This window comes from Klebsiella sp. K5-45, assembly GCF_030128605.1.
GTDB classification, from domain to species: domain Bacteria; phylum Pseudomonadota; class Gammaproteobacteria; order Enterobacterales; family Enterobacteriaceae; genus Klebsiella; species Klebsiella quasipneumoniae.
The window spans coordinates 300,406-326,195 of sequence record NZ_JAKUZW010000008.1 but is presented as its reverse complement, the minus strand read 5'-3'; the positions used below and the strand labels follow the sequence as shown (position 1 = coordinate 326,195).

The 25,790-nt window shown below is 61.8% G+C and carries 26 protein-coding genes and 1 pseudogene; 15 read left to right on the top strand and 12 right to left on the bottom strand.

What is annotated here, in order from left to right; all coding sequences use genetic code 11:
• Positions 1 to 2 precede the first annotated feature (2 nt).
• Positions 3 to 1,943 (top strand): DNA topoisomerase III, encoded by a 1,941-nt coding sequence (locus tag MKS11_RS18820; RefSeq protein WP_004203795.1) that lies wholly within the window; start codon positions 3 to 5, stop codon positions 1,941 to 1,943.
• 175 nt (positions 1,944 to 2,118) lie between these two features.
• Positions 2,119 to 3,099 (top strand): NAD(P)H-quinone oxidoreductase, encoded by a 981-nt coding sequence (locus MKS11_RS18815; RefSeq protein WP_004203796.1) that lies wholly within the window; start codon positions 2,119 to 2,121, stop codon positions 3,097 to 3,099.
• Between the two features lie 43 nt (positions 3,100 to 3,142).
• Here MKS11_RS18815 and gdhA read toward each other — a convergent pair whose 3' ends face one another.
• Positions 3,143 to 4,486, bottom strand: a complete 1,344-nt coding sequence (gdhA, locus tag MKS11_RS18810) for an NADP-specific glutamate dehydrogenase (protein ID WP_004203797.1) — start codon at positions 4,484 to 4,486, stop codon at positions 3,143 to 3,145.
• Between the two features lie 182 nt (positions 4,487 to 4,668).
• Positions 4,669 to 5,079, bottom strand: a complete 411-nt coding sequence (locus MKS11_RS18805) for a pyrimidine (deoxy)nucleoside triphosphate diphosphatase (RefSeq protein ID WP_025999077.1) — start codon at positions 5,077 to 5,079, stop codon at positions 4,669 to 4,671.
• A gap of 86 nt (positions 5,080 to 5,165) precedes the next feature.
• Here MKS11_RS18805 and MKS11_RS18800 point away from each other — a divergent pair, with 86 nt between their 5' ends.
• Positions 5,166 to 5,780 (top strand): CDP-alcohol phosphatidyltransferase family protein, encoded by a 615-nt coding sequence (locus tag MKS11_RS18800; protein ID WP_004203800.1) that lies wholly within the window; start codon positions 5,166 to 5,168, stop codon positions 5,778 to 5,780.
• A 54-nt stretch (positions 5,781 to 5,834) separates the two neighbouring features.
• On the opposite strand, the pseudogene MKS11_RS18795 reads toward MKS11_RS18800, so the two are convergent.
• From MKS11_RS18795 to MKS11_RS18765, 7 genes and pseudogenes are all read right to left on the bottom strand, one after another.
• A pseudogene (locus MKS11_RS18795) lies at positions 5,835 to 7,139 on the bottom strand (sulfurtransferase); the annotation flags it as partial.
• A 93-nt stretch (positions 7,140 to 7,232) separates the two neighbouring features.
• A complete protein-coding gene (locus tag MKS11_RS18790) occupies positions 7,233 to 7,865 on the bottom strand; it encodes an ATP-binding cassette domain-containing protein (protein WP_284109648.1) in 633 nt (210 codons plus the stop codon).
• Positions 7,865 to 9,400, bottom strand: a complete 1,536-nt coding sequence (locus MKS11_RS18785; protein WP_087771641.1) for an ABC transporter permease subunit — start codon at positions 9,398 to 9,400, stop codon at positions 7,865 to 7,867. The genes MKS11_RS18790 and MKS11_RS18785 overlap by 1 nt, the downstream gene beginning before the upstream one ends.
• On the bottom strand, positions 9,373 to 10,551 hold the full coding sequence (locus MKS11_RS18780; protein WP_087771642.1) for an ABC transporter substrate-binding protein: 1,179 nt from the start codon (positions 10,549 to 10,551) through the stop codon (positions 9,373 to 9,375). The genes MKS11_RS18785 and MKS11_RS18780 overlap by 28 nt, the downstream gene beginning before the upstream one ends.
• A 2-nt stretch (positions 10,552 to 10,553) precedes the next feature.
• Positions 10,554 to 11,114 (bottom strand): carboxymuconolactone decarboxylase family protein, encoded by a 561-nt coding sequence (locus MKS11_RS18775; RefSeq protein WP_043521274.1) that lies wholly within the window; start codon positions 11,112 to 11,114, stop codon positions 10,554 to 10,556.
• Positions 11,111 to 11,821, bottom strand: a complete 711-nt coding sequence (locus MKS11_RS18770) for a TVP38/TMEM64 family protein (RefSeq protein WP_017898589.1) — start codon at positions 11,819 to 11,821, stop codon at positions 11,111 to 11,113. Before MKS11_RS18770 ends, MKS11_RS18775 begins: the two co-directional genes overlap by 4 nt.
• Positions 11,808 to 12,446 (bottom strand): TVP38/TMEM64 family protein, encoded by a 639-nt coding sequence (locus tag MKS11_RS18765; protein ID WP_227523454.1) that lies wholly within the window; start codon positions 12,444 to 12,446, stop codon positions 11,808 to 11,810. Before MKS11_RS18765 ends, MKS11_RS18770 begins: the two co-directional genes overlap by 14 nt.
• Here MKS11_RS18765 and MKS11_RS18760 point away from each other — a divergent pair.
• Positions 12,378 to 12,521, top strand: coding sequence for a hypothetical protein (locus MKS11_RS18760; protein ID WP_017898588.1), 144 nt, complete (start codon positions 12,378 to 12,380; stop codon positions 12,519 to 12,521). The two genes, MKS11_RS18765 and MKS11_RS18760, sit on opposite strands and share 69 nt — an antisense overlap.
• A gap of 156 nt (positions 12,522 to 12,677) precedes the next feature.
• Here MKS11_RS18760 and xthA read toward each other — a convergent pair whose 3' ends face one another.
• On the bottom strand, positions 12,678 to 13,484 hold the full coding sequence (gene xthA / locus MKS11_RS18755; RefSeq protein WP_004203811.1) for an exodeoxyribonuclease III: 807 nt from the start codon (positions 13,482 to 13,484) through the stop codon (positions 12,678 to 12,680).
• Positions 13,485 to 13,922: 438 nt separating this feature from the next.
• Between xthA and MKS11_RS18750 the strand changes: the two genes are divergently transcribed.
• From MKS11_RS18750 to spy, 6 genes are all read left to right on the top strand, one after another.
• Positions 13,923 to 15,143: an aspartate aminotransferase family protein gene (locus tag MKS11_RS18750; RefSeq protein ID WP_004203812.1), complete on the top strand. Its 1,221-nt coding sequence runs from the start codon at positions 13,923 to 13,925 to the stop codon at positions 15,141 to 15,143.
• Complete coding sequence (gene astA / locus MKS11_RS18745; RefSeq protein WP_032437637.1) at positions 15,140 to 16,174, top strand: arginine N-succinyltransferase; 1,035 nt, start codon at positions 15,140 to 15,142, stop codon at positions 16,172 to 16,174. Before MKS11_RS18750 ends, astA begins: the two co-directional genes overlap by 4 nt.
• A complete protein-coding gene (gene astD / locus MKS11_RS18740; RefSeq protein WP_017898661.1) occupies positions 16,171 to 17,649 on the top strand; it encodes a succinylglutamate-semialdehyde dehydrogenase in 1,479 nt (492 codons plus the stop codon). Before astA ends, astD begins: the two co-directional genes overlap by 4 nt.
• Positions 17,646 to 18,971 (top strand): N-succinylarginine dihydrolase, encoded by a 1,326-nt coding sequence (astB, locus tag MKS11_RS18735; protein WP_065904694.1) that lies wholly within the window; start codon positions 17,646 to 17,648, stop codon positions 18,969 to 18,971. Before astD ends, astB begins: the two co-directional genes overlap by 4 nt.
• A 9-nt stretch (positions 18,972 to 18,980) precedes the next feature.
• Positions 18,981 to 19,946 (top strand): succinylglutamate desuccinylase, encoded by a 966-nt coding sequence (astE, locus tag MKS11_RS18730; protein ID WP_087771644.1) that lies wholly within the window; start codon positions 18,981 to 18,983, stop codon positions 19,944 to 19,946.
• Between the two features lie 343 nt (positions 19,947 to 20,289).
• Entirely contained in the window at positions 20,290 to 20,775 is a 486-nt protein-coding gene (spy, locus tag MKS11_RS18725; RefSeq protein WP_072096650.1) for an ATP-independent periplasmic protein-refolding chaperone Spy, read from the top strand.
• A gap of 87 nt (positions 20,776 to 20,862) precedes the next feature.
• Here the strand turns inward: spy and cho are convergent, their stop codons facing one another.
• Both cho and nadE read right to left on the bottom strand, forming a co-directional pair.
• The gene (cho, locus tag MKS11_RS18720) at positions 20,863 to 21,726 is read right to left on the bottom strand and encodes an excinuclease Cho (RefSeq protein WP_064150251.1); all 864 of its coding nucleotides are present in this window, start codon (positions 21,724 to 21,726) and stop codon (positions 20,863 to 20,865) included.
• Between the two features lie 99 nt (positions 21,727 to 21,825).
• A complete protein-coding gene (gene nadE, locus MKS11_RS18715; protein ID WP_004203821.1) occupies positions 21,826 to 22,653 on the bottom strand; it encodes an ammonia-dependent NAD(+) synthetase in 828 nt (275 codons plus the stop codon).
• A gap of 282 nt (positions 22,654 to 22,935) precedes the next feature.
• Between nadE and osmE the strand changes: the two genes are divergently transcribed.
• From osmE to chbA, 5 genes are all read left to right on the top strand, one after another.
• A complete protein-coding gene (gene osmE, locus MKS11_RS18710) occupies positions 22,936 to 23,274 on the top strand; it encodes an osmotically-inducible lipoprotein OsmE (RefSeq protein ID WP_049116281.1) in 339 nt (112 codons plus the stop codon).
• A gap of 278 nt (positions 23,275 to 23,552) precedes the next feature.
• Entirely contained in the window at positions 23,553 to 23,873 is a 321-nt protein-coding gene (gene chbB / locus MKS11_RS18705) for a PTS N,N'-diacetylchitobiose transporter subunit IIB (protein WP_002901547.1), read from the top strand.
• Positions 23,874 to 23,892: 19 nt separating this feature from the next.
• A complete protein-coding gene (locus MKS11_RS18700) occupies positions 23,893 to 24,009 on the top strand; it encodes a hypothetical protein (RefSeq protein ID WP_032425961.1) in 117 nt (38 codons plus the stop codon).
• A gap of 11 nt (positions 24,010 to 24,020) precedes the next feature.
• Positions 24,021 to 25,379, top strand: a complete 1,359-nt coding sequence (gene chbC / locus MKS11_RS18695; RefSeq protein WP_004203823.1) for a PTS N,N'-diacetylchitobiose transporter subunit IIC — start codon at positions 24,021 to 24,023, stop codon at positions 25,377 to 25,379.
• A 53-nt stretch (positions 25,380 to 25,432) separates the two neighbouring features.
• Complete coding sequence (gene chbA, locus MKS11_RS18690; RefSeq protein ID WP_004203824.1) at positions 25,433 to 25,780, top strand: PTS N,N'-diacetylchitobiose transporter subunit IIA; 348 nt, start codon at positions 25,433 to 25,435, stop codon at positions 25,778 to 25,780.
• Positions 25,781 to 25,790: the final 10 nt, after the last annotated feature.

Sequence of the window (25,790 nt, the reverse complement as noted above, 5' to 3'; positions counted from 1 at the left end):
CGATGCGGTTGTTTATTGCAGAAAAACCGAGTCTCGGTCGGGCTATCGCCGATGTGTTGCCTAAACCGCATCGCAAAGGCGATGGCTTTATTGAGTGCGGCAACGGGCAGGTGGTCACCTGGTGTATCGGTCACCTGCTGGAGCAGGCGCAGCCGGACGTCTATGACAGCCGCTATGCCCGCTGGAATCTCACCGATCTGCCAATTGTGCCGGAGAAATGGCAGCTGCAGCCAAAACCTTCGGTCACCAAACAGCTGAATGTCATCAAGCGCCTGCTCGGCGAGGCCGAGGAGGTTATCCACGCCGGCGACCCCGACCGTGAGGGGCAGCTGCTGGTGGATGAGGTGCTCGACTACCTGCAGCTGGCGCCGGAGAAGCGTCAGCAGGTGCAGCGCTGTTTGATAAACGATCTTAACCCGCAGGCGGTTGAGCGGGCGATCAACCGCCTGCGCGCTAACAGCGAGTTTGTGCCGCTTTGCGTGTCGGCGCTGGCGCGGGCGCGCGCCGACTGGTTGTACGGCATCAATATGACCCGGGCCTATACCCTGCTGGGGCGCAACGCCGGCTATCAGGGGGTGCTCTCCGTGGGGCGGGTGCAGACCCCGGTGCTCGGCCTGGTGGTGCGCCGCGATGAAGAGATTGAAAACTTCGTCGCCAAAGACTTCTTCGATGTCAAAGCGCATATCGTCACGCCGCAGGAGGAGCGCTTTGTCGCGACCTGGGTGCCGAGCGAAGCCTGCGAACCTTACCAGGATGAAGAAGGGCGCCTGCTGCATCGTCCGCTGGCCGAGCACGTGGTTAAGCGTATTGAAGGCCAGCCGGCGCTGGTGACCGGCTATAACGATAAGCGCGATTCCGAACCCGCGCCGCTGCCGTTTTCGCTGTCGGCGCTGCAGATTGAGGCGGCCAAACGTTTCGGCTTCAGCGCGCAAAACGTGCTGGATATCTGCCAGAAGCTGTATGAAACCCACAAGCTCATCACCTATCCGCGCTCGGACAGCCGCTACCTGCCGGAAGAACATTTCGCCGGCCGCCATGCGGTGCTGAATGCGATTGCCGTCCATGCGGCGGATCTGCTGCCGCAGCCGGTGGTGGATCCGGAGATCCGCAACCGCTGCTGGGATGATAAAAAGGTCGACGCGCACCATGCGATTATCCCGACCGCCCGCAGCAGCCAGGTCAAACTCACCGATAACGAAGCGAAGGTCTACACCCTGATCGCCCGCCAGTATCTGATGCAGTTCTGCCCGGACGCGGTGTTCCGTAAATGCCAGATTGACCTCGAGATCGCCAACGGTAAGTTTGTCGCCAAAGCGCGTTTTCTGGCCGAGGCGGGCTGGCGGACGCTGCTTGGCAGCAAAGAGCGCGATGAAGAGAACGACGGCACGCCGCTGCCGGTGGTGGCCAAAGGCGATGAACTGCTGTGCGAGAGGGGCGAAGTGGTGGAGCGCCAGACGCAGCCGCCGCGCCACTTTACCGACGCCACGCTGCTGTCGGCGATGACCGGGATTGCCCGCTTCGTGCAGGATAAAGATCTGAAGAAGATCCTCCGCGCTACTGACGGCCTCGGCACCGAAGCAACCCGCGCCGGGATTATCGAGCTGCTGTTTAAGCGCGGTTTCCTGACTAAAAAGGGGCGCTATATCCACTCCTCGGAGGCCGGAAGGGCGCTGATTCATTCCCTGCCGGAGATGGCCGGTCGACCGGACATGACCGCCCACTGGGAGTCGGTATTGACGCAAATCAGCGAGAAACAGTGCCGCTATCAGGACTTTATGCAGCCGCTGGTGGGCACGCTGTATCAGCTAATCGAGCAGGCGCGCAGCACGCCGGTGCGCCAGTTCCGCGGTCTGGTGGCGCCGGGCGGGGCGAAAAAATCGTTCAGTAAAGGCAAAGCGAAAGGCAAAAAAGCGGCAGAGGATGCCGCGCCGCCGCCGCAATAACCTGCCCGGCGGCCGTGAGGAGGCCATTCCCCACGGCCGCCGTTTCTCCGCCAGACTGGTCAATGGTCTACACTAAACAGCCGGGAAGGGGGGGACGATCGCCCCGCAGAACGGGGGCGCCCATTGCCCTTCCCGATGCCTTGCTTAATTCTCTGACAGGCGATAAGGAGGACCCGTGAAATATATCGCTATCAGCCAACCGGGTGGCCCGGAGGTTTTACAGATCCGCGAAGGTGAGATCCCCACTATCGGGGAGCATGAGGTGCTCATCGAGGTGAAAGCGGCGGGCGTCAACCGGCCGGATATTCTGCAGCGCCAGGGTCTGTATCCCATGCCTGAGGGGGTTACCCCCGTGCCCGGCCTCGAGGTGGCGGGCGTGGTCGTGAAGGTTGGTGCGCAGGTTGCGGCCTTTGCCCCCGGGGATCGCGTCTGCGCGCTGACCAACGGCGGCGGGTATGCCGAATACTGCGCCGTCCCGGCAGGCCAGACGCTGCCGATCCCGGCTGGCCTCAGCTTTAGCGAAGCGGCCGCCATTCCGGAAACCTTCTTCACGGTGTGGGCGAACGTTTTCCAGCTCGGTAAGCTGCAGCCCGGCGAGAGCATTCTGATCCACGGCGGCGCCAGCGGGATTGGCACCACCGCGATCCTGTTGTGTCACGCGCTGGGGATGACCGTCTATGCCACCGTCGGCCAGGACGAAAAAATTGCCGCGCTGCGGCCCTACGCCACGGCGATCAACTACAAAACCGAAGATTTCGCTGAGAAAATTCATCAGCTGACCAACGATGAAGGGGTGGATGTCATTCTGGATATCGTGGGCGGCCCTTACTTTAACCGCAACCTGGGGCTGCTGAAAAAGGACGGGCGGCTGGTCATCATCGGCTTTATGGGCGGGCGAATGGCCCATGAGGTCGACATTCAGACCCTGATGCTCAAGCGGGCCACCGTCACCGGTTCCACCATGCGCGGCCGGACGGCGGCGGAGAAACAGGAGATTGCCGAGGCGCTGCGGCGCCACGTCTGGCCGCTGCTTGAGGCTGGGAAATGCAAGCCGATGATCTACGCCAGCTACCCGATGGCGGAAATTGCCGAGGCGCATGCCTGTCTGGACAGTGGTCAGCATCTGGGGAAAGTGGTGATCACGATGTCATCGTGAGAGACATCCCGGCGGGCAGCCGCCGGGATGGCGTGAGGGGAGGTTAAATCACGCCCTGGGCCAGCATGGCGTCCGCCACCTTGACGAAACCAGCGATATTGGCGCCGCGCACGTAGTTGGTCTGCTTCGCTTCACCGCCGTACTGCACGCAGGCGTGGTGGATATCCAGCATGATGTGATGCAGACGGGCATCCACTTTTTCCGCTTTCCAGCCCATGCGCGCGGCGTTCTGCGCCATCTCCAGACCGGACGTCGCCACGCCGCCGGCGTTGGCCGCTTTGCCCGGGGCAAACAGCACGCCAGCTTCAAGGAACAGATCGGTCGCGGCGATGGTGGTTGGCATGTTGGCGCCTTCCGCCACGGCCTTCACACCGTTGGCAATCAGCTGGCGAGCGGCGTCGGCATCCAGTTCGTTCTGGGTGGCGCAAGGCAGAGCGATATCCACCGGCACTGACCACGGCTGCTGGCCTTCGAGATAGGTGAGGCCAAATTCGCGGGCGTAGTCGGCCACCCGGCCGTGGGCACGCTCTTTGATGTCGATCAGGCGGGCCAGTTTTTCTTTGGTGAAGCCCGCTTCGTCAACGACGGTGCCGTTGGAGTCGGAGGCGGTGACCACCCGCGCGCCAAGCTCCATCGCTTTCTCAATGGCGTATTGCGCGACGTTGCCGGAGCCGGAAACCGCCACGCGAGCGCCTTCGAAGCCGAGGCCGTGACGTTTGAGCATCGCTTCGGTGAAGTAGATCAGGCCGTAACCGGTGGCTTCCGGACGGATCAGGCTGCCGCCGAATGAGAGGCCTTTACCGGTGAAGACGCAGGCGCTGTTGTTGGAGAGCTTACGCATCATTCCGGCCATAAAGCCGACCTCGCGGCCGCCGACGCCGATATCGCCCGCCGGTACGTCGGTATCCGGGCCCAGATGGCGATAAAGCTCGGTCATCAGCGCCTGGCAGAAGCGCATCACTTCGCCATCGCTCTTGCCTTTAGGATCGAAATCGCTGCCGCCTTTCCCGCCGCCCATCGGCAGCGTGGTCAGGGCGTTTTTGAAGGTCTGCTCGAAGCCAAGGAATTTGAGAATCGACAGGTTTACCGACGGGTGGAAGCGCATTCCGCCCTTATACGGGCCGATGGCCGAGTTGAACTGCACGCGCCACGCGCGGTTGACCTGGACCTGATTGCGGTCGTCCACCCACACCACGCGGAACTGGATCACGCGCTCCGGTTCCACCAGACGTTCCAGCAAAGCAAGCTGACGATAGCGCGGATTTTCCTCAAGGAAAGGCCACAGGGTGGTCATGACCTCCCGGACGGCTTGAGCAAATTCGGTTTGATGGGGATCGCGCTGTTGAACGCGGGTGAGAAAGCCTTCCAGAGTGCACGTCTGATCCATAGATATAAGTTCCCCTTATGGTTGTGGTTGCATGTATTTATTATGATTCGGTCCTTGAAAAAACCGATTTTCCGACTATAACACCGCTAATCCTTAGGCAAGCAAGGAAAAATTAAGCCGTCAGCAAAATTTATAATTGCCCGCCCGTCATAACTAAAAACGATGACGAGGCGGCGAGCGGATCAGCGGAGGGAAAGGGACGGGCGCCGGGCGATAAAGGCGTGCAGGAGGGGGATATCGGCCGGGGCGAGATCGAGGGTTAAGGCGTCGGCAGGAAGGCACCAGCGCAGCTGGCTGTGATAGTGGGCCAGCGGCACGCCCTGAAAATCCGGCACCCACCAGGCGTGCAGATGGATCTGACGACCGGAGACTTCCCGCTGATGGCTGGCGATATAGCATGCCGGGTGGGCGATGATGCCCATTTCCTCCTGGAGTTCCCGGGTCAGCGCCTGCGGTTGGCTTTCACCTGGCTCCACTTTGCCGCCGGCGAACTCCCACATTCCCGGCTGGTCGGCGTGGGGCGGGCGCTGCGCCAGCAGAATTTTGCCATCCTGTTCAATAATGGCGGCGACAACTTCAATCATTTTTAGCATAAGCATCAACGTTAATAAGGCCAAACTGGCCTATTATCACCGCCATAGACCTTCACTGACAACCGCCAACTCTGCTGGAGATCCTCGTGCTTGATAGCCACCTGCATCCTCGCCTCAAACCCCTCCTTAACGCTGTCGCCGGCGCGCTTGACCGCCCGGGTATTTCACCAGACAGGCTGACGCTGCTCGGTTTTGCCATCGGCGTGCTGGCTCTGCCATTTCTGGCATTAGGGTGGTATGGCGCGGCGCTGGCGGCCATTCTTCTCAACCGCCTGCTGGACGGCCTGGACGGCGCCCTGGCGCGGCGGCGCGGGCTGAGCGACGCCGGCGGTTTTCTCGATATCTCACTGGATTTTCTCTTCTATGCCCTGGTGCCGTTCGGTTTTATCCTGGCGGATCCGCAGAATAACGCCCTGGCGGGCGGCTGGCTGCTGTTTGCCTTTATCGGCACCGGCAGCAGCTTTCTCGCCTTTGCCGCGCTGGCGGCAAAGCACCAGATCGCCAATCCCGGCTATGCCCATAAATCGCTGCACTACCTCGGGGGGCTGACGGAGGGGACGGAAACCATCCTGCTGTTTGTCCTCAGCTGCCTGTTTCCGGCACATTTTGCCTGGCTGGCGTGGCTGTTTGGCGCGCTATGCTGGCTGACGACGGCGACGCGTATCGCCAGCGGCTACCAGACCTTAAAGCGGGTGGCGTGAGCGGGAAAGCGCGCGTCGCCGGCTGGTGGCGACGCGCTGGTGGGGGGGGGGGTACTGACTGCTTTCCGGGCCGCGCTCGCCGCGGGCGACCGGATTGTGCGGGTTGCTGCTCCATTCGTACCAGCCGCCGTCATAGACAGCGACGTGCGGCCAGCCCATGGCCCGGGCATACATGAAGGTTTCCGAGGCCCGCCAGCCGGTCCCGCAATAGAACGCCACCTGCTGGTTCGGCAGGATGTTCCACTGGCGCCACAGGGCAGCGATATCGTCGGCGCTGCGCATGGTGCCGTCCGGGTTATGGAAGTCTTCCATGTGCGTGGAGTCGCTTCCGGCATGGCCCCAGCGGGCGCCGGCGATATCGCCCTTCGGTTTGATATAGCTGTAGCCGCTGGTGGTGCCGATAAACTCCGGCCACGAGCGGACGCTGACCAGCGAGGCGTCCTGACGGTGGAGCAGGCCGCGGGCCTGCTCGGTATCCAGCATCAGCTGCGGCTGGCCGGGGATCGGCGCGCCAAAATCTGGCGCCGGCTGCGGCGTCGGCGGCATGCCGCGCTCCACCGGCAGACCGGCGTCGGACCAGGTCTGCCAGCCGCCGTCCAGCAGGCGCACGTCTTTGACGCCGGCGTACAGCATGATCTGCGCCACACGCGCCGCGGCGTAAACGTCGCGACCGTAGAGGATCACCGTGGTGTCATGGCGGATGCCGTGCTTCGCCAGCATCGCCTTCAGCTGCGCATCGGACACTTTATTCCACAGCGGTTCGCTCTCCACCTCATTGGTATCGATATAGCCCGCGCCCGGGATATGGCTCAGCAGATAGAGCTTCGGCGCCCCCCAGGCGGCCTCAACTACTTTCCAGTCGCCGGCCGGGGCGGCGGCCACGCTTTTCCCTTGCTGCAGGTCGTGCAACCATTGCGGATAAACCAGCTGTTCAAAGTGCGGCAGCTTTTGCAGACGGTCTCCCTGGCTCAGGGCGTCGCTCAGGGTGTTGAGCCGGGTGAAGCCCGCTTGTTTCAGTCGCGCCGCGACGCTGGCGTTATCCTCAGGACTGCCGTACAGCGCGAGGGGGGTATCGGCCTGGAGCTGGTGCTGCTTAGCCCAGCCGCGGAGCTGCTCGTCGCTCATGGCGCCGAGCCAGCGGGCGGAAAGATTCAGCGCCTGCGGCTCATGCCCTTCCGGGCCGTTGGCGCGCTGCGGCCAGCCGTTGTAATAAGCGCTCAGGCGGGTGTCGATGGCCACGCCGTGCTGCTGTTGCAGGTGGGAAAGAGTGAGCGCTGGCATGGTTTCAGCGGCGAAGGTGGTGGAAGCAGCAAGCCCCATGAACAGGGCGAGTGCGGTCAATTGAGAAACACGTTTCATCGAAATGCCCGACGGTAAAAAGTGGAGGGCGTATTCTCCGCTTGCCAGGCGTTGATTTCTTTGCGGTAACGCAGGTTTGCACGCTATTGCTCTTCATTGCCAGCGCTCCATCGTCAGGCAGCGCCCCGTCGGCGGACAGTCCTCGCGATCGTGGGTCACCAGGATCGCCGGAATGGCCTGGCGGGCCAGTTCCTCAAATACCCAGCGGCGGAACGCGGCGCGCAGGGCGGCATCCAGGCGGCTGAAGGGTTCATCCAGCAGCAGCGCTTCGGGGCGCGCCAGCAGGGCGCGCAGCAGACTCACCCGCGCCCGCTGTCCGCCGGAGAGCGTGGCCGGATCGCGCGCGGCGAAGCCATGCAGCCCGGCGCGACTGAGCGCCTGCTCCACCGCGGCTTTTCGCGCCTCGCCGCGCACGCTTTCCGGTAGCGCCAGCTGTAAATTTTGCCCGACGCTGAAATGGTCGAACAGCAACGGGTCCTGAAACAGGATGCCGATGCGCCGGCGCTCCGTGGGCAGCGTATCGCACCGCCGCCCGTTGAGCCACAGCTCGCCCTCGGTGCGGAAGTCGCCGGCCAGGGCGCCAATCATCCACGCAAACAGCGTCGATTTTCCGCTGCCGGAAGGGCCCATCAGCGTCAGCACTTCACCCGGGGCCACCGAAAAGTCGACCTCCCGCAGCAGCGGCTGACGGTTCACGCTTAGGGTCAGATGGTTTACGGTTAGCACTAGCGAAGTCCTCGTCGATAGCGGCCTGCCAGCCAGGCCAGCAGGGCCGTCAGGATAAAGCATACCGCCGGCAGCAGTAATTGCCACAGCGCCTGGGCGGCAAGCGTCTGCGCCTCGCCGCCGCTGCTGAGCGCCACCGCCTGGCTGGTGAGCGTCGGGATACGGCCTGCCCCCAGCCATAGCGTTGGCAGATACTGCGCGATGCTCACCGAGAAGCCCACCGCCAGGGCGGTCAGCAGTGGGCGGGTCAGCGAGGGCAGAGTCAACAGCCAGAAAATACGCGTGGGTCCCCAGCCGAGCGTGCGGGCGATCACCGTCATCCGCGGATCGTGCTGGCGCCAGGCCGGGCGCAAAATAAATAGCATCCACGGCACCACCCACAGCAGATGGCCCCACAGGACGGTCCACCATTCGCCGTCTAGCCAGGCGTACAGCGCCAGCCGGTACTGGCCATCGGCCAGCGGCAGGGCCGGCAGCACCAGCGGCAGCCAGACCCAGCCATCTCCCCGCTTCGGGCCGCAGGCCAGCCACAGCAGGCAGACGGCCGCGCCGAGGGCGCAAGCCATCAGCGCGAGGCCAAGGCTGTTGCCCAGGGCATCCATCTGCGGCGGCGCCGAGCGCGCCAGCCCCGCCAGCAATAGCGCGCACAGCAGGCCGCTCAGCGGCAGGGCACTCGCCAGCAGGCGGCCGGGCAGGGCGTGGGGATGGGGATGCCGAATGCCGCGCAGATCGGGCAGACGCCGACGCTGTAGCCGCCATCCGCCCCAGGCGACCAGCGCCAGCCCGCCGAGGATCGCCAGCAGCAGCAGGTTGGCCAGCGCCCCTTTCGCCTGCTGCATGTCATCGCCCTGGCTTAACCACTGCCACGCCAGCACGGCAAGGGTGGGCGGATTGCCGGGCCCCAGCACCAGGGCGACGTCTACCGTCGACAGGCTCCAGGCCGCGGCGGCCAGCAGCACCATGCCGAGGGCGGGCAGCAGCGCAGGCAGCACCAGCCAGCGCAGGCACTGCCAGCGGCCGTAACCGAGGCTCTTTAGCGCTGTCGCCTGGTCGGCGAGGCGCGCCTCCCCCAGCAGGCCGTAGATCACCCACAGCACAAAGGCGCTCTCTTTCAGGGCCATCGTCAGGCCAAGCCCGATGCCGTACCGGTTGACCGGCGGCGTCAGAAACGGCAACTGCTGCCAGAGCCAGCCCCCTTCGGCGAACAGCAGCAGCGCCGCCGTCGCCAGGGCGAGATGGGGCACCGCCAGCAGCAGCGGCAGACGGGAAGCCAGCCGCCGCCAGCGGGCCGAAGGCCAGAGGGCGGCGACGATGGTCAGGGCGATCAGCAGCGCGCCGCCGACGGATAACAGCGTGGAGACGAGGGTGGCGGCCAGCGCCTGGCCCAGCTGCGGGTCGGCGAACAGCGCCCGCCAGTGGGCCGGGGAGCGCGCAGCGCCCACCAGTTCCCCGGCGGCGGGGAGCAGCGGCAGATAGATCACCGCCATCGCCCCCCAGGCCAGCAGGATCAGTGGGTACCGTAGCGGCGCAGCCATTCCTGCTCCAGCGCGTCAACCCATGCCGCGTGAGGCTCGGCAAGCACCGGCGGCAGATCCTGCGGCAGGGCTGCCGCCAGCGCCTGGCGCTGGCCGTCAGGCAGACGCTGCGGATCCAGTACGCTCGGATCGCCCCAGACGGCGGCATCGGCCTTGCGCAATTGCGCCTCAGGGGAGAGCAGGAAATTGGCCACTACTTTGGCGCCAGCGACAGCGCGGGCGTTAGCCGGGATGGTAACGAAATGGACGTTGCCGAGGGTCCCCGCGGTAAAGCCGAAGCTGTAGCTGTCCGTCGGTAATTCGCCGCTGGCGGCTTTCTGCCGGGCGTGCAGCGGGTTAAACGTCAGCGACAGGCGGAGGGTGCCCTGGTTGAGCATGGCGTCCATCCGCGCCGGCGACGCCGGGAAATCCTTACCCGCCCGCCACAGCGTCGGGTGCAGCGCATCGAGATAGCGCCACAGCGGGGCGGTGACCGCCGAGAAGGTCGCCGTCTCCGGCGGCTGGCGCAGGGCGGCAGGCTGGTCGGTGAGGGCGATCAGCAGCTGCTCCAGCAGGGCGGTACCTGTAAAGTCCGGCGGCCGCGGGTAGGTCACGCTGCCGGGATGGGCTCTGGCGAAGGCCAGCAGCGCCTGCGGGCTGGTGGGTGGCTGCGGCGTTTGCCCGCGGCGGGCGATAAACGTCAACTGGGCGCTGCCCCACGGCGACTCCGCGCCCTCGGTGGCGACAGAAAAATCTTCCTGAACCGGTTTTTGCAGATCGACATAGCGCCAGTTGGGCAGCGATTCTGCCCAGCCGGTGAGCAGCAGGTTGGCCTGTTTTAGGGTGTGAAAGTTCTCGCCGTTGATCCACAGGAGATCCACCGACCCGCCGCGGCGACGGCCGGCCTGCGCCTCAGTCTGGATGCGTTTCACCGCGTCGGCGGCATCGGCGATAGGGACAATACGCAGGTCGATCGCGTAGTGGCGTTTGACCTCCTCGCTGACCCACGCCAGATAGCGGTTGACGGCCGGGTCTCCACCCCAGGCGTTAAACCAGACGGTCTGGCCGCGGGCTTCCGTCTGGGTCTGCCGCCAGCTGTCGTCGGCTTGAACCACCAGCGGCCAGAGAAGCAGCAGGCACAGACAGAGGCTGAAATCACGCAAACGGCGCATCGTTACTCCTTATGGTGCGGGGAAGAACCAGGTATCTTGCACAGCCCCTGGGCAGGGATCGCCATCGCGGCATTGAACCGCGCCGATAAATTTTGCAGGCCAATCAGGGCGGTCAGCTCGGTGAGCGCCCGGGCGTCAAAATGCGCGGCCATCGCGCTACGCAGGGCATCATCCACCTCCGGCGGCGTCTGGGTGGCGGCTTCGGCATAGGCCAGCGCCAGACGCTCTTTTTCGCTGAACAGCTTACTGCTGCGCCAGTCGGCGACCGCCAGCAGCTTGTCCTGGCTCCCGCTCCGCGCCGCGAGGGTCATGCTGGTGATATCGATGCAGAATTCGCAGTGGCACAGCTGGGCGATGCGGGCGCTGACCAGCGAGCGCAGCACCGGATCCAACGGCGAGCGGCGGCGTTCAATATAGCCCACGAACAGCGAAACCAGGTAAAACAGCCACGGGATCCGTCCCCACCAGCGAATGGGGCTCAGCACCTGGCCGTAATGCCGGCGGTGCAGCCAGGCCTGCGGACGAAGGATCAGGGGGACAGTATCCAGCGGGGGTAAGCTCATGGCGACGATCTCTTATGACGTTCACGGTAAATATTTTTGGCGATGGAGATGACCACCGCCAGGGCCAAAAGCAGCGAAAGGCCGGTGGCCAGCCAGAAGGCGCCTCCGGTCAGCAGGCTCCCGGCCCAGGAATAGACGATGGTCGCCGGCAGCTGGCCCACGCCGGTGGCCAGCATAAAGGGCCAGAAGCGCAGCGAGGTCAGTCCGGCGGCATAGCTGACCGGATCAAAAGGGACAAACGGCAGCAGGCGGCAGATCAGGATCGTCTGCGCGCCATAGCGGGCGAAATAGCCGTCGACGCTGCGCAGCACCGTGCGGCCGGTGAGCTTCTCCACCATCTCGCGCCCCAGCGCTCTGGCGATGCAAAAGCAGAGCCCGGCCCCGACCATGGCGCTGAACCACGACAGCATGCCTCCCCAGAAGGCGCCGAACAGCGCGGCGTTCGCCAGGGTGATCAGGAAGGCCGGCAGCGGGGCGACGATCGCCTGGAGGATCATTAGCGCAAAAGAGACCAGCGCCGCCTGCGTCCCCCAGGCGGCGATAAAGTTTTTGACATACTGGGGATCCAGCGACGCTAACGCCGTCAGGCTGTGTTGCAGAAAGGCTCGCCCGTCGGGGAACCACAGCCAGGCGGTCAGGCCGGCGACAGCCACCACGGCAAGGGCCAGCCTGGCGCGGCGCAGGTGACGGCGATCAGGTCGGGTCATGGCGCACCTCCTCGCCGGGCGTTGCCACACGGCGGGCGCGGGCAAACCGTTTGCCCATCTGCACCAGGGCAAACAGCAGCCCGCCGGCGAGGCTCAACTTGAGCGCGAAAGCGAGGGTCGCTCCTTCGCGGGCCAGTTCGCTGGCCATCACCGAATAGATGACCAGGCCCGGCAGGGTGGCCACGGCGGAGATCAGAGTAAAAGGCCAGAAGGGGATCGCCGTCAGGCCGTAGGCGTAATTCTGAATGTTGTAGGGAAAGAGTGGCACCAGGCGGGTGAGGATCAGGAAATCGCTGCCGCTGCGGGCGATACCGCGCTCAATGGCCTGGAAGACGGCGGTATGGCCTACATAGCGCTGCAGCAGATCGCGCCCCAGCCAGCGGGCGATCAAAAACGACAACGAAGAGGCGACGGTGGCGGCGGCAAACGAGAGCAGAGAGCCGGTCAGCGGGCCGAAAAGCACCCCGCCGGCGATCACCAGCAGGCTGCCGGGGATCAGGCACAGGGTGGCAATGATAAATAGCGCAACATAGACCAGATAGCCCCAGGCGCCATGATGGCGGAGGGTCTCCTGCAGCAGATGCAGGTGAGTCAGCAGATCGTGAAGACCAACGCGGTGGCTGATAACGGCCAGCGTGGCCGCCAGCGCGAGAAGTACCAGCCCTTTACCAATGGCCGGATGATGGCTTCTTTTTCATGAAGGGGTCTCCTGTACAGCCTGGACGCGGTGGACGTCAAAAAGTGCGCGCGACAGTATCCTGTTCCGACGACGGTCACAATGGTTTACCGTCGCTTTGTTGATTTTGCTCAGGAAATTCTGCCCCCCGCGCGGCGGGAGGCGAGAGAAGGACGTGACTTACGGCCGGAAGGTGGCCCACACCGGCGCGTGGTCGGATGGTTTTTCCATCCCGCGGATCTCATAATCGATCCCGGTCTCCACGCAGCGCTGGGCCAGAGGCTGACTGGCCAGCAGCAGGTCGATGCGCAGCCCACGGTTATCGTCAAAGCCTTTGGAGCGGTAATCAAACCACGAGAAGTGCTCATGATTGTCAGGGTTAGCCTGACGCCAGGTATCTACCAGGCCCCAGCCCAGCAGGCGATCCATCCATTCCCGTTCTTCCGGCAGGAAGGAACATTTGCCGGTGCGCAGCCAGCGTTTGCGGTTCTCTTCACCGATACCGATGTCGAGATCGGTAGGGCTGATGTTCATATCGCCCATGATCAGTACCGGATTCTCTTTGTTGAGCTCGCTCTCCAGGTAGTTCTGCAGATTCTGATAGAACGCCGCTTTGGCCGGGAATTTGGTCTCATGATCGCGGCTTTCACCCTGCGGGAAATAACCGTTAATCACCGTGACGTTACCGAAGGGCGACGGGATCTCCGCCATGATGATGCGGCGCTGAGCCTCTTCGCCATCGTTCGGGAAACCGCGGCGGACGGCAATCGGCGTCTCTTTGGTCAGCAGCGCGACGCCATAATGGCCTTTCTGGCCGTGATAAAAGACGTTATAGCCGAGTCTGGCGACCTCTTCGAGAGGGAACATGTCGTCGTGAACTTTGGTTTCCTGCAGGCCAATCACGTCCGGCTGGTGTTTTTCGACGATGGCGGCCAGTTGGTGTGGGCGGGCGCGCAGGCCGTTGATATTAAAAGAGACGAATTTCATAGTCGCTGCCACTGTGCAAGGTGAATAGTGCAGGGATGGTAGCAGAAATTCGCCAGGCTGGCTGCCATCCGATGCGTCATTCTGCCAATCGCTGCGCATGATCGTGCCGTGGGTGCCCCTTTTGCGGGCACGCCGCGCCAAAAAAGGGCAAATATCTACGATAAATTTCGCAGAAGATCACAATTACAGAATTATATCTTACCGTTGCATAACTTATCTTCTTTAATCACTGTTCATCCCCCTTTATCGGATAGTTATTCACTAAATATGCATTTTATATGAATAGCGTTAGGTTGTAACTCGTTGATATTGCGTTATCTCATCCGGTTTATGCATTTTTATCGCTGGCTGGCACGAACCGTGCAATCTACATTTACAGCGTAATAACTCATATTTATTAACATTATTGCTACTTTTAATTTACCGGAAGAGGTCGATATGTCTCAGTCAATTACGCGTAACCACTTTGATGAATGGATGATGCCGGTCTACGCGCCAGCGGCGTTTATTCCGGTGCGGGGCGCCGGGTCGCGGCTGTGGGATCAGCAGGGCAAAGAGTATATCGATTTTGCCGGCGGCATCGCCGTGAACGCGCTGGGGCATGCGCATCCGCGTCTGGTGCAGGCCCTCACCGAGCAGGCGGGCAAGTTCTGGCATACCGGCAACGGGTATACGAATGAGCCGATCCTGCGGCTGGCCAAAATGCTTATTGATGCCACTTTCGCCGACCGGGTCTTCTTCTGTAACTCCGGGGCCGAGGCCAATGAGGCGGCGCTCAAGCTGGCGCGTAAATATGCCCACGATCGCTTTGGCAGCGAGAAAAGCGGCATCGTCGCCTTTCAGAACGCTTTCCACGGGCGGACGCTGTTCACCGTTTCGGCGGGCGGTCAGCCGGCCTACTCCCGGGATTTTGCTCCGCTGCCGCCGCAGATCCAGCATGCGGTGTTTAACGATCTCGAGTCGGCAAAGGCCTTGATCAATGACCAAACCTGCGCGGTGATCGTCGAGCCGGTGCAGGGTGAAGGGGGCGTGGTGCCGGCCAGCGTCGAGTTTTTACGCGGCCTGCGTCAGCTTTGCGACCAGCACAACGCCCTGCTGATTTTCGATGAAGTGCAGACTGGGGTCGGGCGCACCGGCGAGCTGTACGCCTATATGCACTACGGCGTGACGCCCGATGTGCTGACTACCGCCAAAGCGCTGGGCGGCGGCTTCCCCATCGGCGCGCTGCTGGCCACAGAGGCCTGCGCCAGCGTGATGACCGTCGGCACCCACGGCACCACCTACGGCGGCAACCCGCTGGCGGGGGCGGTGGCCGGCGAGCTGCTGTCGATCGTCAACACTCCGGAAGTGCTCTCCGGCGTCAGACAGCGCCATCAGTGGTTTTGCGAACGTCTGCAGGCGATCAACGCCCGCTATGGCCTGTTCAAGGAGATCCGCGGCCTGGGGCTGTTGCTCGGCTGCGTGCTGAACGACGCCTGGGCCGGGAAGGCGAAAGCCCTCAGCAACCTGGCGGCGGAAGAGGGGGTGATGATCTTGATCGCCGGCGCCAACGTGGTGCGTTTCGCTCCGGCGCTGAACGTCAGTGAAGAAGAGGTGAACAGCGGTCTGGATCGCGTCGAGCGGGCCTGCGCGCGTTTCCTGGCGGGAGTCTCATCATGATGGTTATTCGACCGGTGGAGCCGGGCGATCTGCCCGGGCTGCTGAAGCTGGCAGCGGAGACCGGCGGCGGGCTGACCTCGCTGCCGGTGGATGAAGCGACCCTCGCGGCGCGGATCGCCCGCTCGCAGCAAACCTGGCGCGGCGAGCTGCCGAAAAGCGAGCAGGGCTATGTCTTTGTGCTGGAGGAGAGCGAGAGCGGCACGGTGGTGGGCATCTGCGCGATAGAGGTGGCGGTGGGCCTCAACGATCCCTGGTACAACTACCGGGTCGGCACTCAGGTCCATGCCTCGAAGGAGCTTAACGTCTACCAGGCGCTGCCGACGCTGTTTCTCAGCAACGACCACACCGGCAGCAGTGAGCTGTGCACCCTTTTCCTCGACCCGCAGTGGCGCAAAGAGGGCAATGGCTATCTGCTGTCGAAATCGCGCTTCTTATTTATGGCCGCTTTTCGCGAGCGCTTCAATGAGAAGGTGGTCGCCGAGATGCGCGGGGTGATTGACGAGCACGGCTATTCCCCGTTCTGGGAGAGCCTGGGCAAACGCTTTTTCGCCATGGAGTTTTCCCGCGCCGACTACCTGTGCGGCACCGGACAAAAGGCTTTCATTGCCGCCCTGATGCCCAAGCATCCGCTGTATATCGATTTCCTCACCCCCGAGGCGCAGGCGGTGATCGGCAAGGTCCATCCGCAGACCGCCCCGGCCCGGACGGTGCTGGAGAAAGAGGGATTCCGCTACCTGAACTACATCGATATTTTCGACGGTGGCCCGACCCTGGAGTGCGATATCGACCGGGTGCGGGCGATCCGCAAAAGCCGTCTGGTGACCACCGAGGCCGGCGAAACGCCACCCGGCGACTGGCCGTTGTGCCTCGTGGCGAACGAACAGTATCACCAGTTCCGCGCCCTGCTGGTGCGTGCCGACCCGGATGGCGACACCCTGACCCTCAGCGCCCGCGAGCTGGATATGCTGAAGTGTCATGCTGGCGACCAGGTGCGCATGGTGCGCTTGATCCCTGAGGAGAAAACCGCATGAGTCTGTGGATTAACGGCGAATGGCGGCCCGGCGATGGGCCGCGCTTCAGCAAACAGGATCCGGTCAACCTGAAGATTGTCTGGCAGGGCGAGGCGGCGGATGCCGGGCAGGTTGCCGAGGCGGTCGCGGCTGCCCGCCAGGCGTTCCCGGCCTGGGCGCGGCTGCCGTTTGCCGACCGCCAGGCCATCGTCGAAAAGTTTGCCAGCCTGCTGGAGGCCAGCAAGGCGGAGCTGACGGCGATTATCGGCGCCGAGACCGGAAAGCCGCGCTGGGAGGCGGCCGGGGAAGTGACGGCGATGATCAACAAGGTGGCGATCTCGGTGAAGGCGTATCACACCCGCACTGGTGAACAGCACAGCGATCTGCCCGATGGCGCCGCGACGCTGCGTCACCGGCCGCATGGCGTGCTGGCGGTCTTTGGTCCCTATAACTTTCCCGGCCATCTGCCGAACGGGCATATCGTGCCGGCGTTGCTGGCGGGCAATACTGTGGTCTTTAAACCCAGCGAATTAACCCCGCACAGCGGCGAAGCGGTGGTGAAGCTGTGGGAGCAAGCTGGCCTGCCCGCCGGCGTGCTCAACCTGCTGCAGGGCGGTCGGGAAACCGGCGAGGCGCTCAGCGGCCAGGCGGACATCGATGGGCTGCTGTTTACCGGCAGCTCGACCACCGGTTTTCATCTGCATCGCCAGCTGGCCGGGCAGCCGCAAAAGATCCTTGCGCTGGAGATGGGCGGCAATAATCCGCTGATCGTTGACGACCCACGGGACGTCGATGCCGCGGTGCATCTGACCATCCAGTCCGCCTTTATTACCGCCGGCCAGCGCTGCACCTGCGCCCGACGCCTGCTGGTCCGGCGCGGAGAGGCGGGGGATGCCTTCCTCTCCAGGCTGGTGACGGTCAGCCAACGGCTGATCCCCGCGGCGTGGGACGCCGAGCCGCAGCCGTTTCTCGGCGGGCTTATCTCTGAACAGGCCGCGCAGAAAGTGCATCAGGCCTGGCTGCAGCGGGTCGCTGCTGGCGCGGTCACCCTGCTGGAGCCGCGGTTATTGCAGGCCGGGACGTCGCTGCTGACGCCGGGGATTGTCAACATGAGCGACATGGCCCAGGTCGAGGATGAAGAGGTGTTCGGCCCGCTGCTTGGCGTCTGGCGCTACGATACTTTCGAAGAGGCGATTGCCCTGGCCAACGCCACCCGCTTCGGCCTCTCCTGCGGGTTAATCTCCCCGGAACGAGAGAAGTTCGATCGGCTGCTGCTTGAGGCGCGGGCCGGGATAGTCAACTGGAACAAACCCCTGACCGGGGCGGCGAGTACCGCGCCGTTCGGCGGCACCGGAGCCTCAGGCAATCATCGCCCCGGGGCCTGGTATGCCGCAGATTATTGCGCCTGGCCGATGGCCAGTCTCGAATCGCCGACCCTGACGCTGCCCGCCAGTCTCAATCCGGGGCTCGACTTCCGGGCCGGGGAGGCGTTATGACCGCCCGCGAAGTCAACTTTGATGGTCTGCCCGGACTGACCCATCACTACGCAGGGCTCTCCTTTGGCAATGAGGCCTCCACCCGGCACCGCTATCGGGTGTCGAACCCGCAGCTGGCGGCGAAGCAGGGGCTGAAAAAAATGAAAGCCCTTGCCGACGCCGGCTATCCGCAGGCGGTGATCCCCCCTCAGGAACGACCCAACGTGCCGCTCCTGCGTCAGCTGGGCTTTAGCGGCAGCGATGAGCAGGTGGTGGCCCGTGCGGCCCAGCAGGATCCGGATCTGTTGTCGGCGGTGAGTTCGGCCTCGGCGATGTGGGTGGCGAACGCCGCGACCGTCTGTCCCTCCGCCGATTCGCTGGATGGCCTGGTGCACCTGACGGTGGCGAATCTGCAGGATAAATTCCACCGCGCCAGTGAAGCCCCCACCACCGGGGCGCTGCTGCAGGCGATATTCCCGGACCGCACGCGATTTGCCATCCACCCGGCGCTGCCTGCCTCTGCCTGGTTTGGCGACGAAGGGGCGGCGAACCATAACCGTCTCGGCGGCGAATATGGCGCCCCCGGCGTCCAGCTATTTGTCTATGGCCGCCGTCGGGGAAGCGAGGAGGCGCCACGTCGCTATCCGGCGCGGCAAACCCTTGAGGCAAGCCAGGCGGTGGCGCGCCTCAATCAGGTCAATCCCCGCCAGCTGATCTTCGCCCGCCAGCATCCGGCGGCGATCGACAAGGGGGTTTTTCATAACGACGTCATCGCGGTGAGCAACCGTCAGGTCCTGTTCTGCCATGAGCAGGCCTTTGCCGACCAGGACGCGGTTTTGCAGCAGCTTGCGCAGCAGGTGCCGGGCTTTATCCCGTTGGTGGTTCCCGCCAGCCGGGTCACGGTGGAAGAGGCAGTTGCTACCTATCTGTTCAACAGTCAGCTGTTGAGCCGGGCGGACGGCAGCATGGCGCTGATCCTGCCCCAGGAAGCCCAGGCGCATCCGGGCGTGTGGAACTATCTTAATGAGCTGCTGGCCGCAGATAACCCCATCGCCGCGCTGCAGGTGTTTGATCTGCGCGAGAGTATGGCCAACGGCGGCGGTCCGGCGTGCCTGCGCCTGCGGGTGGTGTTGACGGCCGAGGAGTATCAGGCGGTCAATCCGCACGTCCTGATGAACGATACGCTGTTTGCCACCCTCAATGACTGGGTGGATCGCTACTATCGCGACCGCCTCACCCAGGCCGACCTCGCCGACCCACAGCTGCTGCGGGAAGGGCGCGATGCGCTGGATCGGTTGACCCAGATCCTGCAGCTCGGTTCGGTTTATCCATTTCAGCAATAAGGGGGCGCGGTGGAACACTTTCTGGCATTAACCCTGGCGGGGCGATTGCCCCATCACTTTCACGGCGAGACGGCCCATTTCCGCTGGCACTGGCTCGGCGAGGGGATCCTCGAGCTGACGCCGCATGCGCGCTGCGAGCGCGGGCTGGTGCTTTCCTGCGCCATCCATGGCAACGAAACGGCGCCGGTGGAGATTGTCGACCGGCTGGTGCAGCGGCTGGTCCGGGAGGCTCTCCCCCTGCGCTGGCGGCTGCTGGTGATCGTCGGTAACCCGCCGGCGCTGCGGGCGAATAAACGCTATTTGCACAGCGATATGAACCGGATGTTTGGCGAGCGCTGGCGGCAGTTCCCGGCCAGCGAGGAGACGCAGCGGGCGCAGCGGCTGGAGCAGGCGGTGGCCCGTTTCTATCGCGACCATGATGGTCCGCGCTGGCACCTCGATCTGCATACCGCGATCCGCGGGTCGCTGCATCCGCGCTTCGGCGTGCTCCCGGCCCGCGATACGCCCTGGGAGGAGGATTTTCTTCACTGGTTGGGCGGCGCCGGGCTTGAGGCGCTGGTGTTTCATCGCCAGCCGGGCGGGACCTTCACCCATTTCAGCTGCGAACGGTTCGCGGCGCTGGCCTGCACTCTTGAGCTGGGCAAAGCGCTGCCGTTGGGGGAAAACGATCTGACGCAGTTTGCCGCCGCCGAGGGGGCGATCTCCCGGTTGCTGGTGGGGGATCTGGCCATTGCCGACGCCCCGGCGCCGCTGCGCTACCGGGTGGTGCAGCAGATCACCCGCCATAGCGATGATTTCCGCTTGCATATGGCGGAACAGACGCTGAACTTCACCCCCTTCGCCCCAGGCACGCTGCTGGCGGAGGTGGGGGAGACGCGGTATGTGGTGGGGGCAGAGCCGGAGTATGTTCTGTTTCCCAATCCGGCGGTGGCCAGGGGGCTGCGCGCTGGCCTGATGCTGGAAAAATTATCCTGAGGGCAAGCCGTCCGCCGGGCGGCCTGCTTTATTTCGCGCGTCGTTATTCATCTTCTTATTTTTTCGTGCGCCAGTGTGAATTTGCAGATTATTCCTGGTAAAATGCTTTGTTTTTAATCGTCGCTCCTTTATACTCTCCATAATTCCTCTGCAAAACAGCAAGTTATTTATTTTTTATTGCAATTCTTCGTTCAAATTCCTTATTTTCTCCATAATTGGTGAGAAACTGTTTTTTACACTTTCATTGTTTTACTCTTGCTCTGACTAATTGACGATTAACGTCGTAAAGTTAATCTCGTCAACACGGCAACGCGCCGTAAGAATAACGTAAAGTAAGGATTGAATGATGAAGAAACTCACTGCACTGTTTGTTGCCTCTACTCTGGCTTTGGGCGCGGCTAACCTGGCACACGCCGCCGATACCACCACCGCGCCGAGCGACAGCAAGCCGATGATGATGCATCATAAAGGCGGCCCGGGTCAGCATGACATGATGTTTAAAGGGCTGAACCTGACCGATGCGCAGAAGCAGCAGATCCGCGACATCATGAAGAGCCAGCGCGAAAACATGAAGCGTCCGTCCCTTGACGAACGTCGCGCGATGCACGAGCTGATCGCCAGCGATACCTTCGACAAGGCGAAAGCGGAAGCGCAGATCGATAAGATGGAAGCGCAGCACAAAGCGATGGCGCTGTCCCGCCTGGAAACGCAGAACAAGATCTACAACATTCTGACCCCAGAGCAGAAAAAACAGTTCAATGCCAATTTTGAGAAGCATCTGACAGAACGCAACGCGCCGGCAGGTAAAATGCCTGCACCCGCTGAATAATGTAGCGCACTGAATCAAGACCGCCGGTCTTGCCCAATAATGCCATCAGGCGTTGGGCAGGGCCGGCGGTTTTTTCTTTCTGGTCTTTCAGCCAAGCGGATGCAACGGGTAGTTGCCGCTGAGCAGAGGCTTACAGAGGATTTTGTAACCATCCTGGTCGAATCCGGCGGGCAGGCGGGTCAGCGCAGCGGCCTCTTTGAGCGAGTCGACGGCTCCCAGCCACAGCCAGTTATGAATGACATGATACTGCGTCATATCCGGGCCGCGCTCCTCCAGCGCCACCGGTCCTGCCCACGGCCAGCACACCAGCTGCAGCTTGCTCATCTGCGCCAGCAGACGCTGACGGTGCGCCTCCACGCTCTCCTTTCCACAGCAGGCGCCGGCGCAGCGGCCGAGCGCGGATCGAAAACAGGCGCGGCCGCGGCTGAGCGGCTCCAGACCGAGCAGGCCGTAACAGAGGCGCTGTTCGTCAGCAAGGCTCTGCAGCATCTGCAGCGCCGCCCGCCGGTTGGCGAACAGACCATAGAGATGCTGCTGGTGCGAGAAATCAACCTCGCGGGCATAGACAATCTGCGGCCGGTCGTCCGCAAGCAGCCAGGCGCAGAGTTGCTTGTTACGCCGTAGCCGCTTGTTAAACAGCGGCTGCTGCTCTTTAATCAACCGCGCCTCCAGCAGCAGCGCTCCCAGCTCGCCAGCGGTGCGCTGCCAGGTGATACGCCGGGACTGACGCAGCATCGCCGCCTCTTCAGGGGTGCGCAGGTGGGAGAGCACCCGGCTGCGGAGGTTGACGCTCTTGCCGATATAGAGCGGCATCGTGTCGCTATCGCCGTGAAACTGATAGACGCCCGGCAGCTTCGGCAGTGTCTCCAGCCACGGGCGAAGGTGTTCGGGATATTCATAGATCGCCGCCGCCTCAAACTCCAGACGCGGGGCAGATTGCTTTCTGGCCACAATAACTCCTGATACTGTCTATCTATCCAGTATAGCAGGCGGTTTTTGCGGCGAAAAGCGCAAAAAACAACCCCGGCGCGGGCCGGGGCGGGGGAGGGACTATTTTTTCCAGAAATCGTCAAAGACGGTGATCGGTGGCCGACGCTTGTGTTCGGTTTTCAGATACCAGCCTTCGATCGTTTTGGCGATGCTGGGGTCCAGCGTTTTGCCTTCCAGATAGTCGTCGATATTCTCATAGGTCACCCCCAGCGCCACTTCATCCGGCAGGGAGGGGCGATCGTCTTCCAGATCGGCGGTCGGTAACTTCTTATACAGATGTTCCGGGCAGCCGAGATGGGCCAGCAGCTGTTTGCCCTGACGTTTGTTCAGCCGGAAGATCGGGTTGATGTCGGTGCCGCCGTCGCCATATTTGGTGAAGAAGCCGGTAATCGCCTCCGCTGCATGGTCGGTGCCGACTACCACCCCTTGGGTCATCCCGGCGATGCTGTACTGGGCTTTCATGCGCTCACGGGCTTTTTCGTTGCCGCGAACGAAGTCGCTCAGTTCGATCCCCGCTTCGCGCAGCGCCTGTTCGCTTGCCAGTACCGAGGCTTTGATATTCACCGTCAACACCCGGTCAGGCTGAATAAAGGCGATGGCATCCTGGCAGTCCTGCTCATCCGCCTGCACGCCGTAGGGTAAACGGACGGCGATAAACTGCAGGCTGCTGTCGCCCGTTTCGGCGCGCAGTTCATTGATCGCCATCTGGCACAGTTTCCCCGTCAGGGTCGAGTCCTGGCCGCCGCTGATACCCAGCACCAGTGATTTAATAAAAGGGTAAGTCTGCAGATAGGATTTCAGGAAATCGACGCTGCGACGGATCTCGTCTGCGGCATCGATCTGCGGCTTCGCGCCCAGCGCCTGAATAATCTCTTGTTGTAGCGTCATCGCGCCCTCCGAAAGTGAATCTGTTTGGCAACCTGTTGGCTTAAAGCTACCTCTTTGCCGCTGAAACGACAAGGACCGGGGTTTTGACTGCCGGAAAAGAAGGCAATCAATGACATAGGATTTCATTATAGATGCCACCGCGCAGGAGAAAGCGCCGGTCGGCGGCGGAGCGTCAATCCTGTTTACGTAATAACACACTCAGACATGATTTCGCTGTTCGGCTTGAAAAATAACACTATTTATTCCAGGCTTATCGTTACACAGTGGAAGAGAGGAACCAAAATGAAGAAAAGCTTAGCAGGAATACTGGGCGTCACCGTCGCGTTAACCTTACTCGCGGGCTGTACCGCTTACGATCGTACCAAAGACCAGTTTACCCAGCCGGTGGTGAAAGATGTGAAGAAAGGGATGTCGCGTCAGCAGGTGATGCAGATCGCAGGCAAACCTTCAACGGAAGTGACGATGGTCCATGCCCGCGGCACCTGCCAGACCTATATCCTCGGTCAACGAGATGGTAAAGTGGAGACCTACTTTGTGGCCCTCGACGAAACGGGGCACGTGATGAACTCCGGCTACCAGACCTGCGCCGAGTATGATACGGATCCGCGCAACGCTAAGTAAGCGCCCTACTGTTGACTGAGTTGTACGTAAGCCCGACCACTGGTCGGGCTTTTTTGTGAGTCCTGATGCTTATTTAATTGCGCGAATTATTTGGGTGAAAATGTGAGGGTAGTCAAAACCGGAGGTCAATGAGAGACAATTCTGTTCAACAGGGAATTATCACGACGGCTCAGCTTGCCGTATACTCAACCCATAAACAGAATTAACCGGATGTTACCAGTCTTACCGGCTCTCAGCGGTTATTGAAGGCCCTGGTCTCACACATTGAGGAAGCGTTCATGGAAAAGAAACACATTTATCTGTTCTGCTCGGCAGGCATGTCCACGTCACTGCTGGTCTCCAAAATGCGGGCGCAGGCGGAAAAATACGAAGTCCCGGTCATTATTGAAGCCTATCCTGAAACTCTCGCGGGTGAAAAGGGACCGGAAGCCGACGTTGTATTATTAGGGCCACAAATTGCGTATATGTTACCGGAAATTCAGCGCCTGCTGCCGAATAAACCGGTAGAAGTCATCGATTCTCTTCTGTATGGCAAGGTGGATGGTTTAGGAGTATTGAAAGCCGCCGTCGCGGCCATTAAGAAAGCTGCAGCACAATAATTTTAAATTTTAAAACTCGATGTATTTTGACGCCTGGCGGCATTCTGTTGCCGGACGTCAAAAAATAAAGAGTTTATTTTCCCGTCAAAGAGTAATTTCATACATCATCGCCGTAATAGTTTATTGCGGCTTTTAAGGGTATTGACTATGAGTAAAGTGATCGACTCGCTTGAAAAGGTACTCCTTCCTTTTGCAGTGAAAATAGGAAAGCAGCCGCATATTAATGCGATTAAAAATGGATTTATTAAACTCATGCCGTTGACCCTCGCCGGGGCCATGTTTGTATTAATTAACAACGTTTTTCTGAGCTTCGGCGAAGGCTCTTTCTTTTACTCCATGGGCATTCGCCTGGATGCCTCTACCATTGAAACCTTAAACGGTTTTAAGGCTATCGGCGGCAACGTCTATAACGGCACCCTCGGCATTATGTCGCTGATGGCGCCATTCTTTATCGGCTCCGCGCTGGCGGAAGAGCGCAAAGTCGACCCGATGGCCGCTGGCCTGCTGGCGGTAGCGGCCTTCATGACCGTGACCCCGTACAGCGTGGGCGAAGCCTATGCCGTCGGCGCCAACTGGCTGGGCGGGCAGAACATCATCTCGGGGATGATTATCGGTCTGGTTGTCGCGGAGCTGTTCACCTTCGTGATCCGTCGCAACTGGGTGATCAGACTGCCGGACAGCGTGCCGGGATCGGTATCGCGCTCTTTCTCCGCGCTGATCCCTGGCTTCTTGATCCTCTCCATCTTCGGCATTATCTCGTGGGCCCTGTCGAGCTACGGCAGCAACTTCCACCAGATCATCATGGACTCCATCTCTACGCCGCTGGCGGCGATGGGCAGCGTGGTCGGCTGGGCATACGTCATCTTTAACTCCCTGCTGTGGTTCTTCGGGGTGCACGGTTCGCTGGCGCTGACCGCGCTGGATAACGGCATCATGACGCCGTGGGCGCTGGAAAACATCGCCCTGTACAACCAGTACGGATCGGTTGATGCGGCGATCGAAGCGGGTAAACAGTTCCACTTCTGGGCCAAGCCGATGCTCGACTCCTACATCCTGCTGGGGGGTTCCGGGGCGACGCTGGGTCTGATTATCGCCATCTTTATCGCTTCCCGCCGCGCTGACCATCGTCAGGTCGCGAAGCTGGCGCTGCCGTCAGGCATCTTCCAGATTAACGAACCGATTCTTTTTGGCCTGCCGATCATCATGAACCCGGTGATGTTCATCCCGTTCGTGCTGGTCCAGCCGATTCTGGCGGCCATTACTCTCGCGGCCTACAGCCTGGGGATTATCCCACCGGTGACCAACCTGGCGCCGTGGACCATGCCAACTGGCCTGGGGGCGTTCTTTAACAGTAACGGCAGTGTCGCCGCTCTGCTGGTCGCCCTGTTCAACCTTGGCGTCTCCACCCTGGTCTACCTGCCGTTTGTGGTGCTGTCGAATAAAGCGCAGACCGTTATCGAGCAGGAAGAGAGCGAAGAAGACATCGCCAACGCACTGAAATTCTGATACCGCGCGGTACGGGCAACGTCCCGTACCGCCTGAGAAATGAGGGAAATATTATGTTTGATCTGGACAACATCGACGCGGTAGAGACCCCGGAAAACGACCTCGAAGAGGTGGTGATGGGGCTGATTATCAACTCCGGCCAAGCGCGTAGTCTGGCCTATGCCGCGCTGAAGCAGGCCAAGCAGGGGGATTTTGCCGCGGCGAAAACGATGATGGAGCAGTCGCGTCAGGCGCTGAGCGAGGCGCATCGGGTGCAGACCCAGCTTATCGAAAGCGACGAGGGCGAGGGGAAAATGAAGGTCAGCCTGGTGCTGGTGCATGCTCAGGATCACCTGATGACCTCCATGCTGGCCCGCGAGCTGGTAGCGGAATTGATTGAGCTGCACGAGAAGGTACAATAGGCCATCGCGA

Excerpts from the sequence above, each read along its gene's own strand:
- MKS11_RS18775 (WP_043521274.1), bottom strand. The coding sequence starts at position 11,114 with ATGAGCTTACCCCCGCTGGATACTGTCCCCCTGATCCTTCGTCCGCAG.
- astA (WP_032437637.1), top strand. The coding sequence starts at position 15,140 with ATGATGGTTATTCGACCGGTGGAGCCGGGCGATCTGCCCGGGCTGCTG.
- astD (WP_017898661.1), top strand. The coding sequence starts at position 16,171 with ATGAGTCTGTGGATTAACGGCGAATGGCGGCCCGGCGATGGGCCGCGC.
- chbB (WP_002901547.1), top strand. The coding sequence starts at position 23,553 with ATGGAAAAGAAACACATTTATCTGTTCTGCTCGGCAGGCATGTCCACG.
- MKS11_RS18785 (WP_087771641.1), bottom strand. The coding sequence starts at position 9,400 with ATGGCTGCGCCGCTACGGTACCCACTGATCCTGCTGGCCTGGGGGGCG.
- osmE (WP_049116281.1), top strand. The coding sequence starts at position 22,936 with ATGAAGAAAAGCTTAGCAGGAATACTGGGCGTCACCGTCGCGTTAACC.
- astB (WP_065904694.1), top strand. The coding sequence starts at position 17,646 with ATGACCGCCCGCGAAGTCAACTTTGATGGTCTGCCCGGACTGACCCAT.
- spy (WP_072096650.1), top strand. The coding sequence starts at position 20,290 with ATGATGAAGAAACTCACTGCACTGTTTGTTGCCTCTACTCTGGCTTTG.
- MKS11_RS18820 (WP_004203795.1), top strand. The coding sequence starts at position 3 with ATGCGGTTGTTTATTGCAGAAAAACCGAGTCTCGGTCGGGCTATCGCC.
- nadE (WP_004203821.1), bottom strand. The coding sequence starts at position 22,653 with ATGACGCTACAACAAGAGATTATTCAGGCGCTGGGCGCGAAGCCGCAG.
- MKS11_RS18750 (WP_004203812.1), top strand. The coding sequence starts at position 13,923 with ATGTCTCAGTCAATTACGCGTAACCACTTTGATGAATGGATGATGCCG.
- chbC (WP_004203823.1), top strand. The coding sequence starts at position 24,021 with ATGAGTAAAGTGATCGACTCGCTTGAAAAGGTACTCCTTCCTTTTGCA.
- MKS11_RS18700 (WP_032425961.1), top strand. The coding sequence starts at position 23,893 with ATGTATTTTGACGCCTGGCGGCATTCTGTTGCCGGACGTCAAAAAATA.
- xthA (WP_004203811.1), bottom strand. The coding sequence starts at position 13,484 with ATGAAATTCGTCTCTTTTAATATCAACGGCCTGCGCGCCCGCCCACAC.
- MKS11_RS18760 (WP_017898588.1), top strand. The coding sequence starts at position 12,378 with ATGGCGGAGGGTCTCCTGCAGCAGATGCAGGTGAGTCAGCAGATCGTG.
- MKS11_RS18770 (WP_017898589.1), bottom strand. The coding sequence starts at position 11,821 with ATGACCCGACCTGATCGCCGTCACCTGCGCCGCGCCAGGCTGGCCCTT.
- chbA (WP_004203824.1), top strand. The coding sequence starts at position 25,433 with ATGTTTGATCTGGACAACATCGACGCGGTAGAGACCCCGGAAAACGAC.
- MKS11_RS18805 (WP_025999077.1), bottom strand. The coding sequence starts at position 5,079 with ATGCTAAAAATGATTGAAGTTGTCGCCGCCATTATTGAACAGGATGGC.
- gdhA (WP_004203797.1), bottom strand. The coding sequence starts at position 4,486 with ATGGATCAGACGTGCACTCTGGAAGGCTTTCTCACCCGCGTTCAACAG.
- MKS11_RS18780 (WP_087771642.1), bottom strand. The coding sequence starts at position 10,551 with ATGCGCCGTTTGCGTGATTTCAGCCTCTGTCTGTGCCTGCTGCTTCTC.